The organism is Flavivirga sp. 57AJ16 (assembly GCF_028736925.1).
GTDB lineage: Bacteria > Bacteroidota > Bacteroidia > Flavobacteriales > Flavobacteriaceae > Flavivirga.
The window spans coordinates 283873-303559 of sequence record NZ_JAQZAT010000001.1; the positions used below are offsets into that span (position 1 = coordinate 283873).

Consider the following 19687-nt stretch of genomic DNA (forward strand, 5'->3'; position numbering starts at 1 on the left):
AACGTTTATAATCTTAAATTTTAATGAATTAGGTTTGAAATATTGAATATTAAATTCCTATATTTGCATCCCTCGAAATTGATAGTAACCTAAAAAAATAAAAAATTAAAATGACGAAGGCTGATTTAGTAGCAAAAATTTCTGAAAAATTAGGAATTGAAAAAGGAGATGTTCAAGCAACTGTTGAAACATTTATGGAAGAAGTAAAAACTTCTTTAGAAAGTGGCGATAATGTGTACTTAAGAGGTTTTGGAAGCTTCATTATAAAAACAAGAGCCGAAAAAACTGGTAGAAATATTTCTAAAAATACAACCATAAAAATACCTGCTCATAATATTCCTGCATTTAAGCCAGCAAAAGTTTTTGTTGAAGGCGTTAAAACAAATGTAGACGTTAAATAAAGCATTAAAATAAATTATTAATTTAAAGACAGTATTTATGCCAAGTGGTAAAAAACGTAAAAGACATAAGGTTGCAACGCATAAGCGTAAAAAACGAAGACGCGCTAACCGTCATAAAAAGAAAAAATAAATCAAAGAAGTAGTTAGATTAACTACTTCTTTTGGTTTTAGAAACAACAAAGTTCTTTGAAATGAGTTCATTAAAAATATTAAACTTTTTTAGCGTTTTATGAACTCCACGGATTTAAAAATCCTGTGAAATGTCTTAGCTAAAGTTAGTCTTGAATAACTAACATTAATTAAGGCATTCTATCTGGTAATAGGAAACAATTTTTATTATCAGTTAAAAAATAATGTATAATCCATCTGTACAACTTGGTTTTTAGTTATTGGTTTTTAGTTTATAGTATTAAAACTGTGAACTGCTAACAAGTACTGTAAAGCTAGAAAGTATGGATAAAAATTAACTAAATGGATAAAGAATTGATTATTCGATCTAGTTCCGACAATGTTGATTTTGCCTTATTAAAAGATGGAAAACTTATTGAATTACAAAAGGAAGAAGATAGTAATGACTTTTCTGTTGGTGATGTGTTTATAGCCAAGATAAGAAAAGCCGTTCCTGGCCTGAATGCTGCATTTGTTAATGTAGGTTACGAGAAGGATGCATTTTTGCATTATCACGATTTAGGACCAAAACTACCTTCCCTTTTAAAATTCACAAAACGTGTAAGCACAGGTAAATTAAAAGATTTTTCTTTAAAAGACTTTCCATTTGAAAAAGATATTGAGAAAGACGGCAAAATTGTCGACGCCTTAAAATCTAATCAATCGCTATTGGTACAAATAGTTAAAGAACCCATATCTACAAAAGGCCCTAGAATAAGCTCAGAGCTTTCTATTGCTGGTAGATATATTGTTTTAGTTCCTTTTTCCAGCCGTATTTCTATTTCTCAAAAAATAGAAGACAAAGAAGAAAAAGACCGATTAAAACGATTGGTAAAGAGTATAACTCCACCAGGTTTCGGTATTATTGTACGCACCGTAGCACAAGGCAGAAAAGTAGCTGAACTAGATAAAGATTTACAAAATTTGCTTAGTCGTTGGACGGCAATGTGTAAAAAGCTACACAAAGCACATCATCCAAGTAAAGTACTAGGAGAAATGAATAAGGCCTCGTCTATTTTACGAGACATATTCAATGATACCTTTACAAGTATTTATGTTGATGATGAAGAGCTTTACATTCAAATTAAAGATTATGTGCAGGAAATTGCACCAAAAAAAGAATCAATAGTAAAATTGTATCAGTCTAAAGTTCCAATTTTTGAAAAATTTGGAATTGAAAGACAAATAAAAACTTCCTTTGGCAAAACCGTTTCTATGGCAAAAGGGGCATATCTCGTTATTGAACACACCGAGGCTCTACATGTTATAGATGTAAACAGCGGAAACAGATCCAATAAAGCCAATAACCAAGAAGATACAGCATTAGAAGTTAATCTAATAGCTGCTACCGAAATGGCCCGTCAATTACGTTTACGTGATATGGGAGGCATTATAGTAGTAGATTTTATTGATATGACAAATGCAGAAAACAGGCAAAAATTATTTAACCATCTTCGTGATGAAATGAAAGATGACAGAGCAAAACACAAAATATTGCCTCCTAGTAAATTTGGATTGATACAAATAACAAGACAACGTGTTCGCCCAGAAATGAACATTAAAACCCGAGAGGAAAACCCTAACGGCTTAAATGGTTCTGAGGTTGAAGCACCCATAGGATTGGTGCAAAAAGTAACACACGATCTTGAACAACTATTAAAAAAAGACTATAAAAAGTTGACTTTAAACACACATCCTTTTATAGCAGCCTTTTTAACAAAAGGTTTTCCATCGATACGTTCAAAATGGTTTTTTGAACACAAAAAATGGGTCAAAGTTTTACCAAGAGATGCTTACACATATTTAGAATATCATTTTTTTGATAAAGATGGTAATCAAATTAAATAATTTAAAAGCCTTACTATTTATTTAGTAAGGCTTTTTTATTTTGAATTAAAAAGGTTCATGATATTGATAAGTATTCATTAAAAGTCGAAAGACCATTAAAACCTGCTATTTAAATAGGTTTCGACAGAGCCTGTGCTGAGTTTACCGAAGTACTCAACCAGACAACCTGGATTAAATTATTGATAGCCTGTTCAATAATGTTATGCTTACATCGAACTCTCGTTAAACACATTTCATTATGGTGCCGGGTTAGGCATTATTGAATGCTGTTCGTTAATTTGATTCAACACCTCGTCACTCAGCTTTATGTTAATACTACCTATATTTTCTTTGAGCTGCGCTAAATTGGTGGCTCCAATTATAGTGCTGGTAACAAAGGGCTGTTGGGTTACAAATGCTAGCGACATTTGTGCCAATGACAAACCATGATCTTCAGCTATTTTCAAGTAAGCCCTTGTGGCATCTGCTGCCTGTTTTCCACTATATCTAGCAAACCTTGGAAATAATTTGAGTCTTGCATTAGCGGCCGCTTTACCTTTAATGTATTTCCCGGAAAGCACTCCAAATGCCATGGGTGAATATGCCAGCAAGCCTACACCTTCTCTCAAAGCTACTTCTGCGAGATCCGTCTCAAATGTTCTGGTCAACATAGAGTAAGCATTCTGAATAGTTATCACTTTGGGTAAATCGTGCTTTTTAGATTCTTCCAAATAACGCATGGTTCCCCATGAATTCTCATTAGAAACACCAATATTCCTTATTTTCCCTTCTTTTATGGCATTATCTAAACTATGAAGGATTTCATTAAAATTGTCTTTCCAATTACTATCATGCTCATAATTTCTAACACCAAATCGATTTGTATCTCGCTCTGGCCAATGTAATTGATATAAATCTATATAATCTGTTTGCAATCTTTTTAGCTCTAAATCTATAGCTTCTTTAATGGCATTGGGGCTGAATCCTGTTTTACGAATATGCGCTGTATAATCTCCTGGTCCTGCAATTTTAGAAGCTAAAACAACCTTATCCCTATTGCCAGTTTTTCGTAACCAAGTTCCAATAATTTTGCTAGTACGCCCACTTGTTTCTGCGGTTGCTGGCACTGGGTACAACTCGGCCGTATCTATAAAATTAATACCTTGATCTAAAGCATAGTCTAATTGTGCATGCCCCTCGGCTTCTGTATTTTGGTTTCCCCATGTCATGGAACCTAGGCAAAGTTCACTAACTTTTATATTGGTATTTGGTAGTGTTGTGTATTTCATAGTAAGCTTTTTTTGTCATTCCTGCGAAGGCAGGAATCTTTTTAATTGAAACTTCTGACTTTCTAGTGGATTCCTGCTTTCGCAGGAATGACAAATCCTTTGGTTTTTTTTAGACGAAGCACAAAGATAAAAAACCTTTCAGGATCAAATAATTCTGAAAGGTTTAAAATAATGTTAAGGCTTCTTCTAAAACGTCATCCTGAGCTTTCGAAAAAAGCGTGAAAATCTTTTGTTCTTAAATTAATCTTAACTTCAATCGAACAGATCGTCACAGTCGTCCCTTCTTCAAAATGACGTCATATTATTGATCCTCATTTAACAGTTTAGATAATTCATCTAACTTTGGCGTTAAAATCACCTCAATACGTCTGTTTTTTGCTTTGCCTACTGCCGTATCATTTGAAGCAATAGGAGCAAATTCACCACGCCCAGCTGCTGTTAAATTTTCAGGATTTATGGCCGTATTTTCTCTTAATATATTTACAATAGCTGTAGCACGCTTGGTCGATAAATCCCAGTTACCGCTTAATTGACCGTTCCCTTTATAGGGTACATTATCTGTATGCCCTTCAATTAAGACCGCTATATCTGGATTATCACCAAGCACATTTCCTAATTGTTGTACGGCTCTTCGCCCTTCATTACCAACGGCCCAACTACCAGAACTAAATAATAACTTGTTTTCCATGGACACATATACTTTTCCGTCGCGTTGTTCTACGGTTAAACCTTTGCCTTCAAAATCTGTTAAAGCCCTAGAAATAGCCTCTTTTAGATGTGTCATCGCTGCATCTTTTGAAGCTATAACCCGCTCTAGTTCTGCTACCCGGTTTGATCTGTCTTCCAATTCTTTTTTAAGTTTTTCTAAACGTGCATTTTCGGCAGCCAATGCTTGTTTTTTTGCTTCTAATTGTGCCAATAGCTCTCTGTTCTTTTTAGAATTTCTTGCTATGGCACTAGAACTATTTTTTTCTAAAGCATCGTAGGAGTTTTTTAGATTATCGTAATTGGATTTTGTGGCATTATAATCTGCTTGTAGTTTATCGCGCTCCTGAATAGCTTCATCATAGGCTTTCTGAATTTGTTTCAATTCATTTTCTGCGGCATTTTTAGCACTTAAGAGCGCATCGTTTTCGCTAGAAAGCTTTCGGTTCTCCTCCTTTAAAGCACTATATTTATCTTCTAATTCTTTATATATTTTTGGTGACACACAATTCATTAAAAAAAATGAAGTAACTACTAAAATTAAAATGTTTTTTTTCATAATTTGATTTATTATCTTATTTATTTGAGTATCCAGTCTCAGTATTCAGTAGTTCTATAATTATACTTTTTTTGCTTACTGCGACTGCAAACTGTTTACTGTTTACTTATTTTCAATTTCCAATAAAATTGGGCAATGGTCACTATGTACAGCGTCAGAGAGTATAACGGCTCTTTTTATTTTTTCTTGTAATGGTGCTGCGACCATGGCGTAATCCAATCGCCAACCTTTATTATTCGCACGGGCATTAGCACGATAACTCCACCAGCTATATTGCTGAACATCTGTATTTAAATATCTAAACGAGTCTATAAACCCACTATTAATAAAACCTCCTACCCATTCGCGTTCTACTGGTAAAAACCCAGACACGCCTTTCATTTTAGGGTTATGAATGTCTATTTCTTCATGACAGATATTATAATCGCCACAAATAACAAGATTTGGCACTTCTTCTTTAAGATTGTTTATATAAGCTTGAAACAGATCCATATACTCTAACTTATGATCTAAACGGGCATCATTGGTTCCAGATGGTAAGTACAGACTCATAACAGATACACCGTCAAAATCGGCACGTATATTGCGCCCTTCAAAATCCATCGACTCAATGCCTGTACCATATTCTACATGGTTGGGTTTTATTTTACTTAAAATAGCAACCCCACTATAGCCTTTTTTTTGGGCACTAAACCAGTAGTTATACTTATACCCCGCTTCGATAAAAACATTTAAATCCAACTGTTCTTTTAATGCCTTTATTTCTTGTAAACAAATAACATCGGGGCTTGCGCTTTTCAACCAATCTACAAAACCTTTATTTATGGCCGCTCGAATACCGTTTACATTATATGATATGATTTTCATCTAATATGGTTATTGTTTTTAATTGTTAGGTGTCATTTGCACAGCAAAGATCTTGCCAAGTATCAAAATCCTTAAAATATGTTCATTCCATCTAGCTAAAATAAATAATACGCTACTTTTATACCATCAAATAAAAATAAATTTTTATCTAGATTTCTTATTTACTGAAACTAGTTCAGCATAAATCTCGGGAAAGACAAATTTATTGGGACGCCTTTAAATTGCTTTAAAGGTATTATATTCGTTATTACGGCAGATTTAGCAAATCATACTAACAAAATATTTTAAACTATTTGTAGTTTAATTATCTCATGAGGTTTATTTTATCAATTCTTATATTTTTAATTGGCTTTTGTGGATTTACCCAAGAGCCAGCTTCAAACTATAAAACTATAAGGGTTGCTGTAAAAAATACTATTCGTATTGATAGTGTTAGTATAAACCCCAGTTCGTTTTCAATTAAAAGAAAAGACCATACTGTTATTGATTCTACTTACTATTCGGTAGATTTTTCCAAAGCCTTCCTTACTTTTAAAAAACCTATTGAAACAGACTCCATTATTATTGACTATTTAAGGTTTCCCGATTTTTTAACCAAAACCTATAAGCAATTAGATGAAACTATTATTGTTGAGAATAATGATAATCTCGAAAAATTGTACAAACTATCGCAACCAAGCGATCCTAAAAATTTTGTTCCTTTTGATGGCTTAACAACTTCGGGAAGTATCTCAAGAGGTGTGACCATTGGCAACAACCAAAATTCGGTTTTAAATAGCGAACTAGACCTACAGATAACTGGAAAACTTAATGATAAGGTATCATTAAGAGCATCTATACAGGATGCCAATATTCCATTGCAGGAAAGTGGCTATTCGCAACGTTTGGATGAATTTGATCAGGTTTTTATTGAGTTGTTCAGTGATCGTTGGAATATTAGGGCGGGTGATATTGATTTACAAAATACCGATTCTTATTTCGCAAGCTTTTCCAAGCGTGTACAAGGGTTGTCCGTTAATACCAAATTAGGGGATGAAGCTTCTCAAACTAATCTATTTGCTTCTGGTGCTATTGTACGCGGACAGTTTACAAGAAGTCAGTTTACTGCCCAGGAAGGAAACCAGGGACCTTATAAATTACAAGGGCAAAATGGCGAATTATTTGTACTTGTTGTGAGTGGCAGCGAAACGGTTTATGTAAATGGTGTTGCCGTAAAACGTGGTGAAGATCAAGATTATATTATAGATTATAATGCGGGCGAAATTATATTTAATGCGACATACCCCATAACTTCCGAAATGAGGATTACTGTCGATTATCAATTTAGCGAACGTAATTATTCGCGTTTTGTCGCTTATGGCGGGGGACGCTTTGAAAGTGACAAACTGAGTATTGGCGTTTCTGTATATTCTGAAAATGATGCAAAAAATCAGCCTCTTCAGCAAAACCTATCCGAAGAACAGATCCAGATATTATCTAATGCTGGCGATGATAGAAGTTTAATGGTAGCACCTTCTGAAATTCAAGAAGCCTTAAATGAGAATAGAATTTTATATAAAAAAGAACTTATTGATGGTGTTGAGGCTTTTGTGTTTTCCAATAACCCTGACGACACATTATACCGTGTTACCTTTACACAGGTGGGGGCCAACCAGGGGGATTATGTTTTAACCAATACAACAGCTATTAATAATATTTATGAGTTTGCAGGTGTTTCCCAGGGAAATTATGCGCCCATAGTTCAATTGGTAGCTCCTACCAAACTTCAAATAGCCGTAATAAATGGAAGCTATAAACCATCAGAAAAAACGAGTATTAGTTTTGAAGCTTCTGGCAGTAAAAATGATTTAAACCTATTTTCTAATTTAAACGATCATGATAACGATGGTTTTGCCGGAAAATTAAATATGGAGCAAAAACTTATCAAAAATGATAGTCTTTGGAATTTAAGTGCTTTTGCCAATACAGATTATATTCAACAAAATTTTAAAACTATTGAGCGTTTATATAATGCCGAGTTTAATCGCGACTGGAATTTAGGTCTCCCTTCAGGAAATCAAACCGCAACAAACTTGGGAGATCAAATTTTGCTAAATTCAGGCTTTCGAATTTTCCATCCTAAAAAAGGAACTATTGACTATCAATTTGAACATTTAGGTTACGCTGAAAATTTTAACGGTAATAGACATAGTACGAATGTTAGTTTACTTCTAAATAAATTCAACTTGATGTCTTATTCCAGTTTCTTAAATGCCCATTCCAACATAAATACCTCAACCTTTTTAAGGTCTTATAACCGTATTACCTACGGTATGAAAAAAAGTTGGTTAGGTGTTAAATTAGCTATCGAGGATAATGAACAAAAGGATATTTCAACGCAAACATTAACACCTTTAAGTCAAAAGTTTAAATCCTACGAACTATTTGTTGGCGTAGGCGACAGCACTCAGGTTTTCGCTGAAATAGGATATAAAAACCGCGTAAATGACAGTATAAGAAATAACGAATTACAAAAAGTGAATACTTCTAACACCTTCTATTTAGATTCGCGACTGGTTCAAAATAAAAATACCAATCTATCTTTATATGCAAATTATAGAACTTTAAAAAGTGAAGGTAATGATGCTGAAAACGAGCGTTCTATAAATTCCAGGCTTCAGTTTAATCAAAAACTTTTTAAACAAATAGTACAATGGCATACCATTTTTGAAACCAATTCGGGCACACTGCCACAACAGGATTTCACCTATGTTGAAGTTGAAGCAGGACAGGGCACTTATACCTGGATCGATTATAATGAAAATGGCATACAGGAACTTGAAGAATTTGAAATTGCGCAATTTCAAGACCAAGGGAAATACATAAGAGTTCTTTTACCTAATCGGGTTTTTATTAAAACACATCAAAACAGATTGAGTCAAACGCTCACGGTTAACCCTGCTCAATGGACCGTTAGCAAACATAAATCGAAAAGATTCTGGTCACATTTTTATAATCAAACCAGTTATTTAATTGATAGAAAAATAAAAAGAGAAGGCAATAGCTTTGACCTTAATCCTTTTAAAAGCACCAAAGCCAATCAATTAGGCCTGCAATTAAATTTTAGAAATGTATTGTTTTTAAATAGGGGAAAGCAACGTTATACAACCTCATATACCTATCTTAATAATACAACCCGAAACATACTTTCAATTGGGTTTATTGAAAACGGTTTAAATAGTCATCAGATTCATTTTAACCATAAATTTGCCGAAAGCTGGTTGATAAATATCCTTTCTTCTTTTAATAGCAATGAAAGCATTAGTGAGAACTTTGCAAGTAAAAATTACAATTTCGAGGAGGCTCGATTAAATCCAAAACTATCGTACTTATTTAATGACAATTCCAGTTTTGATGTATTTTATCAATATGCAGGCAAAGACAATACCATAGGTGGCTTAGAGTCTTTAAAGCAACAAAAATACGGTATGTCATTTACTATAGCCAACAGTCAAAAAAATGTTATAAACGGGGAGTTTAATTATTTCTCAAATATCTTTAATGGTAACCCAAACACCCCTGTTGCTTATCAAATGTTAGAAGGCTTACAACCTGGAAAAAACTTTACATGGACCTTATTGGCTCAAAAAAAACTAACTACTTTTCTTGATCTTAATCTGAGTTATTTTGGAAGAAAAACAGAAACCAGTAAAACCATACATACAGGTTCTATTCAATTAAAGGCTTATTTCTAACTGTTTGGAGGAATTCTAAAAAAGACACGAATTGCATAAATTTACACGAATCCAACAGCTTATGGAACTGATATAAACATAGGCAAGAATCCACACCCTATACTATACTGGTTAGAGGGAGCAAAATCCAAGCTAACAATCTTTAGAATCTTAAATCATCTATTTTTTCAAAAACCGAAATAATAACCTTCACGGCTTCTATATAAAATTCTTTGTGAATGTTTTCATAATCATCTGTGGGTTCATGATAATCTTCGTGGTCTTCTACTCCAAAATATAAAAACGGAATGTCTTTCTTATAAAAGTTTACATGATCTGATGAATAGGTCCAATCCTCTAGGTCATCATAACTATTGTGTCCCGCTATAAGTTTGACTTTTTTAGAGGGTTTATAGCCTACCAGATGTTTCAATTTTCTGTCACGTTCTGTTCCAACCATATATAATTCGTTTTTTTCGCTCCTACTAATCATATCCATATTAATATTCACTTTTATATTTTTTAATGGAATGATCGGGTTGTTTATAAAGTATTTAGACCCTTGAAATTCCAGCTCTTCTCCATCGAATGCAGCTAAAATAACGGAATGTTTTGGTGGGTTATTGTTAAAATATTCGGCAAAACTAAATAATGCACTTAACCCAGAGGCATTATCATCGGCCCCATTGTAAATAACTCCATTTTTAATGCCTTCATGGTCATAATGCGCACTAATAACTATATACTTCCGTGGATTTTTAGTCCCTTTTATTAATCCTAAAACATTGGTCGCTTTATATTCCCTTCCTTTTTTTTCAAACAAAAAACGCTGTTCGTAGCTTTTTTTTAATGGTTTAACGTTTAGCGAATAAAACTGGTTAATTATATATTTTTTAGTTTTTAAAGCGCCTCTAGTCCCCGTTCTTCTACCTTCAAAAAAATCTGATGATAATGATTTTACATGTCTTAAAAGTGTCGTTTCACAAAACAAACTAGCTTCTTTTTTATATGTTTGTGCATCAACATTTATATATGTAAGGTAAAAAAAGGAAAATAGGGCGACGAACTTTACTTTCATTTGTAAGATTTATTTTCTTAAATCTAAACAAAAAACCCAAGCAAATAGCTTGGGTTGTAAAATTTTAAGATATAATTACCAAATTATTTACGAGATATCGGCTTTTATTAACTCTCTATTCATTCGAGCAATATTATCTAAAGAAATGCCTTTAGGGCACTCAATTTCGCAAGCTCCCGTATTGGTACAGTTACCAAAACCTTCTAGATCCATTTGAGCAACCATATTTTTAACACGATCTGCCGCTTCTACTTGTCCCTGTGGTAATAATGCATATTGAGATACTTTAGCCCCTACAAACAACATCGCAGATGAATTTTTACAAGTAGCTACGCAAGCGCCACAACCAATACATGTTGCTGCATCCATAGCTTCGTCTGCAGCATGTTTTGAAATAGGAATTGAGTTGGCATCTTGGGTATTTCCTGATGTATTTACAGAAATGTACCCTCCTGCTTGTTGAATACGCTCAAAAGCCATTCTATCGACTACTAAATCTTTTATTACAGGAAATGCTGCTGCCCGGAACGGCTCGATAGTAATAGTATCACCATCTTTAAACATACGCATGTGTAATTGACATGTAGTAACCCCTCTGTCTGGACCATGGGCTTCTCCGTTAATATACATAGAACACATCCCACAAATACCTTCACGACAATCATGATCGAATGCTACAGGCTCTTCGCCAGTATTAATCAATTGCTCGTTCAAAACATCCATCATTTCTAAAAAAGACATATGCTCTGAAATATCAGTAACTTTATAATCGACCATTTGACCCTTGGCATTTGAGTCTTTTTGTCTCCAAATTTTAAGTGTAAGATTCATATTCTTTAAGTTATTTGGTTATTGAGTTATTTGGTTATTGATCCATAGGTTTTACGGTACAATTTCTAATTAACTTAATAACTTTATTTTTTCTTTTGGCTTTTTAAATATTTAATATATCCGTTTAAAATCAAAAGCGTTTTATTATGTATTATTCTTAATTCATTTAAATTTTCTTCTGAAATATAGCCTTCATCAAAAGCTATAATTCCATGATCAAGAGTTTCAAACAAAGCCCCCCCCTTGCTATTCTACAAAACTGAATGTTCTCTTGAAAGTGAAACCTTCCATACCCCTTCAGAAATATTATTTCCAACAGAACGTGATGAACGTTTAATTTGATCAATAAGAGCAAATTTTTCAGAATCAGGTATCTTATTAATTATCTGGGTCTTTACAAACAATCTCAAATTTCTTGCTTCTTTCCAGCAAGCCAACTCTTCAAAAGATTTAAAATTACCCACCCCAAATAACTAAATATTTAATAACTATTTATAAGATCTCTGTTTCAACTCAATATCTTTAAATTCTAATGCTTCTTTATGTAAAACCGCATCTGCAGGTTCGCCTTTATATTCCCATGCAGAAACAAACGCAAAATCTTTATCATTACGTTTTGCTTCTCCTTTTTGCTCACCTTCTAATTCAACAGACTCTTCCCTAAAGTGGCCTCCACAAGATTCTTCCCTTACTAAAGCATCTTTAGCAAATAATTCACCCAACTCCAAGAAATCGGCAACACGGCCCGCTTTTTCAAGCTCGGGATTCATCTCATTTGCATTTCCGGGGACTTTAACTTCTTTCCAAAACGCCTCACGAATAGCCTTAATTTCAACCATGGCCTCTTTTAAGCCTTTTTCATTACGTGCCATCCCTACTTTATCCCACATCACTTTGCCTAGTTTTTTATGGAAATAGTCAACAGATTTTGTTCCTTTATTATTGATAAAGAAATCTATACGATCTTTCACTTCTTTTTCAGCTTCATCAAATTCCTTAGTGTCCGTTGGTATTTTCCCCGTTCTAATATCGTTCGATAAATAATCCCCAATGGTATAAGGCAATACAAAATAACCATCGGCCAAACCTTGCATTAATGCCGAAGCTCCAAGTCTGTTTGCACCGTGGTCCGAGAAGTTTGCTTCACCAATACAGTACAGCCCTTCAACAGTTGTCATTAAATTATAATCAACCCAAACACCTCCCATAGTATAGTGGGTAGCTGGATAAATCATCATAGGGGTTTCATAGGGGTTCTCATCAACGATTTTCTCATACATTTGGAACAGGTTTCCATATTTCGCCTCAACAATTCCCTGCCCTAGTTGGTATATTTTTTCTTTAGAAGGATGCTCTATATTGTGAATCTTCGCTTGTTCTTTTCCGTAACGCTCAATAGCAGAAGCAAAATCCAAATAAACAGCCTCACCTGTTGCATTGACTCCGAAACCAGCATCACAACGTTCTTTTGCAGCCCTTGAAGCTACATCGCGAGGTACCAAGTTTCCAAATGCCGGGTAACGCCTTTCTAAATAATAGTCTCTATCTTCTTCAGCTAAATCTGTTGGTTTTAGTTTACCTTGCTGAATGGCCTGAGCATCTTCAATTTTCTTAGGCACCCAAATACGACCATCATTACGCAAAGATTCAGACATCAATGTTAATTTAGACTGATAATCTCCTGAACGTGGAATACATGTTGGGTGGATTTGTGTATAACAGGGATTTGCGAAATACGCGCCTTTCTTATGAATTTTCCACGCGGCAGTGGCATTACTTCCCATCGCGTTTGTTGATAAGAAATATACGTTTCCGTAACCACCCGTAGCTATAACTACTGCGTGTGCCGAATGTCTTTCTATGTCACCGGTAATCAAATTACGGGCGATAATTCCTCTTGCTTTTCCGTCAACTTTTACAACATCAAGCATTTCGTGACGGTTAAACATTTCAATTTTACCACGGGCAATTTGCCTATTCATTGCGGAATAAGCGCCTAACAACAATTGCTGCCCCGTTTGTCCTTTGGCGTAGAATGTTCTGGAAACCAAAACACCACCAAACGAACGGTTATCTAATAACCCCCCATAATCACGCGCAAAAGGAACGCCTTGTGCGACACATTGATCAATAATATTGGCAGATACTTCTGCCAAACGATGCACGTTTGCTTCACGAGAACGATAATCACCTCCTTTTACGGTATCGTAAAATAATCTATATGTTGAATCACCATCTCCTTGATAGTTTTTTGCGGCATTAATACCTCCTTGTGCAGCAATAGAATGCGCACGTCTTGGAGAATCTTGATAGGCAAATGCTTTTACATTATATCCTAACTCTGCTAAGGTTGCAGCAGCTGATCCACCTGCTAAACCTGTTCCTACTACAATAATATCTATATGACGCTTATTAGCAGGGTTTACTAAATTTATATGATTTTTATAATCTGTCCATTTATCTTTAATTGGACCTTTTGGTACTTTTGAATCTAAAGCCATACTTAACTATTTAAGATTAATGGTTAAAGTGATGAAAAAGAGCAATTATTATAAACCCAAGAGGAATAACAATTGAATATATTTTTCCAAATGTTTGCAATGCTTTTTTACGTCCTGCAGTAATTCCTACCGACTGGAATGCCGATGTGAATCCGTGCAACAAGTGTAACGCCAACAGTATAAATGCAACCACATAGGCACCTACCCTAATCGGGCTTAAAAATTTGTGCTGTAATTCATGGAAATACCTAAAACCGCCATCATGCATTCCGGTCATATCACCCTGAATGTATTTAGTATTTATTTCTGGAAACCAGAAATCGATAAAATGAAGTACAAGAAAAGCTAATATAACAAGCCCACTATAAATCATATTTCTACTCATCCAGGTAGAGTTTGCGGCACCATTGTTTTTGACGTATGGAACGCCTTTCGCTTTTTTGTTTCTAAGTTCTAATACAAAGCCCATTAAAAAATGAAATACAACACCAAATATTAAAACGGGCTGTAATGCAAACTGGACTAAAGGGTTTGTTCCCATAAAATGGGACAGCTCATTAAAAACATCTTCACTGAATAAAGATGTTATATTTACTGCTAAATGTATTATTAAAAAAAACATGAGGAAGAAAGCAGAAAGTGCCATAGCAACCTTTCTTCCAATCGAAGATTTAAAAAATCCACTCATTATTTTGAAGTTATTTTGTGTTTTTACAAAGGTACATGAGGTTGTCGTTTTAGACAACTAAGATTTGTCATGTTTTTGTTATTTATAATGATTTTAAGTTACAAAAATAGTTTATTTTATTATTAAAGTTTGTTTCTCTTCGCCTATTTGAATGTAGTACGTTCCTTTTGGCACATAATATTTATCATTCTTAGCCTTATTAATACCCATAGCAGTATTTTCTTTAAGGAGTGCTTTCCTCCCTTTTTCGGTTAGGGTCAAATCATAACTTGTATAGTTATAACCTCTATCTGCATTTACTTTAAATTGATTGAGTAAAGCGCCCTTTTCAGAAAATACTTTAATCGTTTTTTCTTCAGAGGCATTTGAATAGAACGCCACATCAACTTTAGGTTCAAAGGTTGCACGCCATTGGTTTGAAGTATTTCCCCAACGAGACGAATATCTTACCTCTTTAACTTTAAAAAGCGTTGTTGTTTTCAATTGTATATTGGCATTCATCTGTTGGAGTACCGCAATATCTGTTCTGTAAATACTCCTTCCATGTGTTGCGAGCAATAAATGTTTAGCATGGGGCTGCACAACCAAGTCATGCACAGCAACATTTGGCAATCCTTTGCTAAATGCTTCCCAACTTTGACCTTGATTAAACGAAACATAAGCCCCGTTGTCTGTTCCTAAATATAAAATATTCTCGTTTGTAGGGTCTTCCTTAATGACGTTAACCGGAGACATGGGGATATTGGAACCAATAGCCTGCCATGTTTTACCGTAGTCATTGCTCATATAGGCATATACCGTAAAATCGTCCCAACGATAGCCATTTAAGGTTGCATAAACACGCTCTTTTTTATGCTGCGATGCCACAACCCGACTTACCCAGAGGTCTTTTGGTAAGGTATTTGAAATAGTCTCCCAGCTTCCACCAGCATCTTTGGTCACTTGAATTAATCCGTCGTCACTACCGGTATAGATCAACCCGAATTGAAAAGGGGATTCACTAATCGTTGTTAATGTTCCGTAGGCAACGTTTCCTTTTTTACCTCCATTGGTAAGATCATCACTAATGGCCGTCCAATCGGTTCCCTGATTCATTGAGCGCATTAACTTGTTGCCTCCTAAATACAAAATATCCTGATTATGAGGTGATAATAAAATGGGGGTTTGCCAATTAAAACGGTACGGCTGCTCTCCCAATTCATGTTTTGGCTGTATATAAGTCTCTGCTTTGGTCCCTAGATGCAGTCTATAGTAATTTCCGAATTGATAACCTGTGTATACAACATTATGATCTCTATTGTCAATTTGAACCTGCATCCCGTCTCCGCCCATAATACTTTTCCAAGGGTATTGCCCACTTTGATGCCAGCTTTTATCCTCTCGAGCATTATTTGCACCAACCCAAACGCCATTATCTTGTAAGCCACCATAAACATGGTATGGTTTAGCGTTGTCTACGTTTATAGCATAAAACTGACCAACAGAATTAACATTGAGCTTTTCCCAGGTCCCTCCATCATCATAGCTCATGTTTAATCCACCGTCATTACCATTTATTAAATGTCCTGGTTTTTTAGGGTTTACCCACAATGCTTGGTGATCTGCATGAACATTTTCCCTGCTTATAGAGGCAAAAGTTTGTCCGCCATCCTTAGATTTCAAAATAGGAACTCCTAAAACATAGATCCCTTTTTCATCTTGGGGATCTACTCTTATTTCCCCAAAATAATACCCATAGCTATAGTATAAATCATCTATATAACCGTTATGTGTTTTTTTCCAAGTTGCGCCACCGTCCTCACTTTTGTAAACTTCGGCACCAATAACGGGTGTATCAAATAACATAGCATTGGCATTTTCAAGATATTTTGCAAGATCGATTGGTTTTACATTACCACTTCTTACCATTTGCTTTACATTTTCAGCTCTGTATTTTTCTTGAAATCCATTTGTTTTTAAAAATCCGTTGAGTTTTTTGTCATCAAGTTCAAAAAAGGTATCAACGGTCATGGTCTTGAAATCCTCTTTTGTGAGTCCATGTTTTTCTTTTTCTTCTTCAGGAGCTCTTCGAAATTGATTATCATGTAAAGCATAAATAATATCATCATTAAAAACAGCCAACCCAATTCTACCAACGCCTTGACCTGTTGGAAACCCACTTTTTTCAGTAGAAACCTTGGTCCATGTATTTCCAGCATCTGTGCTTTTATAGATAGCAGAATTATTCCCACTGCCATCAAAATTCCAGGCTTTACGATCTTTAGTCCATGATGTTGCAAACATGAGGTTAAAATTATCGGGACTACATTGCACATCAATAATACCACTCACATTATCTACGAATAAGTTTTGCTTCCAGGTTTTTCCTCCATCCGTCGTTTTGTAGATCCCACGTTCTTGGTTTGGGGAATATAAGTGTCCAGTAACACCAACAACCACTTCTTCGGGATTATTTGGATTGATTAAAATTCGACCTATATGGTGCGAATCTTTAAGACCCATATTTTGCCAGGTCTTTCCATGATCTGTGGATTTTAAAATGCCAATACCTGCATAACTAGATCGGGACGCGTTATTTTCTCCAGTCCCTACCCAAATCGTTTTATTTTTCCAATCGACAGCAATATCGCCTACGTTTTGGGTATTCGATGTGTCCAATATCGGATTGAAAGAAGTACCATTATTATTAGTATACCAAACACCTCCTGAGGCATACCCCACATAAAATTCGGTTGGATCGTCTGGATTAACAGCAACATCCGTAACCCGACCGCTCATAACTGTCGGCCCCATATTTTTAAAAGCAACATTTTTTACTAATGATGTTTGGGTAAGCTGCTCTTTTTTGATGTGTGCATCTTCTATTATTTTTGAAGCTGTTGCCGGTTGCTGCGCGGCTATTTTTAAAAAAGAAATGACAAAAGGTAAGAGAAGAATTTTAAATTTCATGCTGGTCGATTTTAATTTTTGAAAATAATTAAAACTGACCAACTTTACACTATTTTAATATGCTATAGTTTTGTTAAATTAATCCAGCACCATCTTTCTAGTAATCATAGCATCCTCTGAATGGATATTTACAAAATAGATACCTTTGGAGACTCCTACCACATCAATAGCCTTAGTTCTTGAGGTATTAGAAATGTCATATTCATTAATAAGTCTTCCACTTAAATCGTAAATCACGGCTTTCTCTAAATTAATAAAGGAATTATTAGCTATAAAAAATTGATCTTTTGCTGGATTAGGGTATAAGGTAATTGCTTTATTTAATTCTTCCTCTTCTACGCTTAATGAACAAGCGTGTGCAGTCATACTTGATTTTCCTGCAAAACACGAAGGAACACTAGATTCGCTTCTATTTTGCACATTGTTCCCTGCTATAATATTATTAGAACTTAAAGCCCTTAATTGTTCTGATGGGCCAATATTAAAATGCATAACATCATTATTTGTATCAATCACATGGCCCAATTGATGCGCATGACCTAATTCATGAAGTGCGACACTCTCAAAGTCAAACGCAGCACCAGGAAAACCATCACCATAAAACCAAGTTTCTCCATCATCAAATACAATATCCATTTCTGTTGGATACGATTGAAAATCGTCCAAAGTGATTCCACATCCTGAAAAAGAATATGTAGTTTGTCCAAGTGTTCCAACAGGCAACTCAGCTCCATTGTCAAACCTAATAACATTCACCTCATCAAAAGCGGCTACATCTATAGATGTAACCTCTCCTATAGTAAAGTTTACACCTGTTTCACAACGCCAAGTTTCTAAGGCAGATAAAAAGGCGGCTTTAGCTCCCGATTCTTCAACATCAGCATTAAAGCTTGTTTCCATTTGCCAAACATAACCTCCACTTCCATCATTATCAACATGTCTGGTTGGATACGCATAGCTTTTTGTTTCTCCGGAAACGGTTAAATCAAAAACTGCATTAAGTTCAGAATATGTAACCGTTAAGTCAGAAGAAGAATCTACAACGTTTGAAGCCGCGTCTGTTACCCTAATATTTCCAGTTCCAGCCTCAGAAGGCACTTCAACCGTGATAGATGTAGAAGTCCAATTTAAAACTTGCGTATCTAAAGCATCTATATAATCAGGAGATCCCATATCTACTCCTCCAGAATCTGCATTTCTAAAACTAACCTTACCTTGAGCACTGCCAAAATCTCCAGAAGCTCCGTTTGAAACAGTGATGGTTATTGTAGATTTTGTTCCAGCAGAAACACTTGTTGGAGAAAAAGATATGGCACTTGGTATTAAAACGCTTTTCTTTTCGTTTAATTTTTTACTTGCAACTTCAACATTAAAAGGAGCGATCTCTTTATAACCAGACTTTGTGTAGCCGATAATTTCTTTATAAAACGAGTCTGCAATTCCTTTTTTACTACTGAAAAAATTTAAAGCAATATCATTATATAAGTTATATTTATAAAAACCTTGTAAAGAACTGTATACACTAAAATATTTATTAGCGGGTTTGTGTTTTTCTGTAATAGAAATGTTATTATCATACAAGGTAAACATTCCTAAATCGCTAATGTTTAATTTTAGACTATGTGTTACTACTTGGCAATTTAATCCGATGGTTCCTCCTTTTGTTATAACATCAACATAGCTTATTGGTTCTCCCTTAAAAACCTTATATACTTTAACTGTATTCACAGTGTAAATATTATTATCTAAACCTCTAAAGGGCTTTTTTGAAATCACTTTGCCTTCAACGACCAAACTTGAGTTTTCGATTTGTTGTTGTAATGAAATCTCTCTAATAAGCTGTTGAGCAAACAAAACGGGCGAATTAAAAAGACAAATTAGTGTAATAGCAATTAAACGGGAGGGTATGTAAGTTTTCATCTGATATTTTTTTGATAAACATTCGAGAGTACTGTTTACTGATATATACGTAATATTAGGTGTTAGACGTTAAATCTTATGTCCCCTAAGACAAGCCTAATCCTACAAAACTTTAACAGAAACTATCAAATATAACAAATTATAATCTAAATGATTTATTTAGCTTTGTCACATTTAGCAAACTTAATTTA

13 protein-coding genes are annotated in these 19687 nt (G+C 34.7%); 3 read left to right on the plus strand and 10 right to left on the minus strand.

Annotation, left to right across the window (positions count from 1 at the left end; genetic code table 11):
• Positions 1 to 110: 110 nt before the first annotated feature.
• Both PQO00_RS01220 and PQO00_RS01225 read left to right on the plus strand, forming a co-directional pair.
• On the plus strand, positions 111 to 401 hold the full coding sequence (locus tag PQO00_RS01220) for an HU family DNA-binding protein (protein WP_019386001.1): 291 nt from the start codon (positions 111 to 113) through the stop codon (positions 399 to 401).
• 471 nt (positions 402 to 872) lie between these two features.
• Positions 873 to 2417 carry a ribonuclease E/G gene (locus tag PQO00_RS01225; RefSeq protein WP_274182997.1) on the plus strand — a complete coding sequence of 515 codons (1545 nt, stop codon included), beginning with the start codon at positions 873 to 875 and terminating at the stop codon, positions 2415 to 2417.
• Positions 2418 to 2653: 236 nt separating this feature from the next.
• Here PQO00_RS01225 and PQO00_RS01230 read toward each other — a convergent pair whose 3' ends face one another.
• From PQO00_RS01230 to PQO00_RS01240, 3 genes are all read right to left on the minus strand, one after another.
• Positions 2654 to 3685 carry an NADP(H)-dependent aldo-keto reductase gene (locus PQO00_RS01230; RefSeq protein ID WP_274182998.1) on the minus strand — a complete coding sequence of 344 codons (1032 nt, stop codon included), beginning with the start codon at positions 3683 to 3685 and terminating at the stop codon, positions 2654 to 2656.
• 301 nt (positions 3686 to 3986) lie between these two features.
• Positions 3987 to 4949, minus strand: coding sequence for an OmpA family protein (locus tag PQO00_RS01235; protein WP_274182999.1), 963 nt, complete (start codon positions 4947 to 4949; stop codon positions 3987 to 3989).
• Positions 4950 to 5051: 102 nt separating this feature from the next.
• On the minus strand, positions 5052 to 5816 hold the full coding sequence (locus tag PQO00_RS01240) for an exodeoxyribonuclease III (protein WP_274183000.1): 765 nt from the start codon (positions 5814 to 5816) through the stop codon (positions 5052 to 5054).
• A 311-nt stretch (positions 5817 to 6127) separates the two neighbouring features.
• Here PQO00_RS01240 and PQO00_RS01245 point away from each other — a divergent pair, with 311 nt between their 5' ends.
• Entirely contained in the window at positions 6128 to 9550 is a 3423-nt protein-coding gene (locus tag PQO00_RS01245; RefSeq protein ID WP_274183001.1) for a hypothetical protein, read from the plus strand.
• A gap of 142 nt (positions 9551 to 9692) precedes the next feature.
• Here the strand turns inward: PQO00_RS01245 and PQO00_RS01250 are convergent, their stop codons facing one another.
• The 7 genes from PQO00_RS01250 to PQO00_RS01275 all read right to left on the minus strand — a co-directional run bounded on the left by PQO00_RS01250 (position 9693) and on the right by PQO00_RS01275 (position 19496).
• A complete protein-coding gene (locus PQO00_RS01250; RefSeq protein WP_274183002.1) occupies positions 9693 to 10607 on the minus strand; it encodes a M28 family peptidase in 915 nt (304 codons plus the stop codon).
• Positions 10608 to 10694: 87 nt separating this feature from the next.
• On the minus strand, positions 10695 to 11438 hold the full coding sequence (locus PQO00_RS01255) for a succinate dehydrogenase/fumarate reductase iron-sulfur subunit (RefSeq protein ID WP_274183003.1): 744 nt from the start codon (positions 11436 to 11438) through the stop codon (positions 10695 to 10697).
• A gap of 251 nt (positions 11439 to 11689) precedes the next feature.
• Positions 11690 to 11902 carry a four helix bundle protein gene (locus PQO00_RS20370; RefSeq protein WP_369128008.1) on the minus strand — a complete coding sequence of 71 codons (213 nt, stop codon included), beginning with the start codon at positions 11900 to 11902 and terminating at the stop codon, positions 11690 to 11692.
• Positions 11903 to 11926: 24 nt separating this feature from the next.
• A complete protein-coding gene (locus PQO00_RS01260; protein ID WP_274183004.1) occupies positions 11927 to 13939 on the minus strand; it encodes a fumarate reductase/succinate dehydrogenase flavoprotein subunit in 2013 nt (670 codons plus the stop codon).
• Positions 13940 to 13955: 16 nt separating this feature from the next.
• Positions 13956 to 14627, minus strand: coding sequence for a succinate dehydrogenase cytochrome b subunit (locus PQO00_RS01265; RefSeq protein WP_274183005.1), 672 nt, complete (start codon positions 14625 to 14627; stop codon positions 13956 to 13958).
• A 111-nt stretch (positions 14628 to 14738) separates the two neighbouring features.
• Positions 14739 to 17576 carry a sialidase family protein gene (locus PQO00_RS01270; RefSeq protein WP_274183006.1) on the minus strand — a complete coding sequence of 946 codons (2838 nt, stop codon included), beginning with the start codon at positions 17574 to 17576 and terminating at the stop codon, positions 14739 to 14741.
• Between the two features lie 78 nt (positions 17577 to 17654).
• Positions 17655 to 19496: a T9SS type A sorting domain-containing protein gene (locus tag PQO00_RS01275; protein WP_274183007.1), complete on the minus strand. Its 1842-nt coding sequence runs from the start codon at positions 19494 to 19496 to the stop codon at positions 17655 to 17657.
• Positions 19497 to 19687 lie beyond the last annotated feature (191 nt).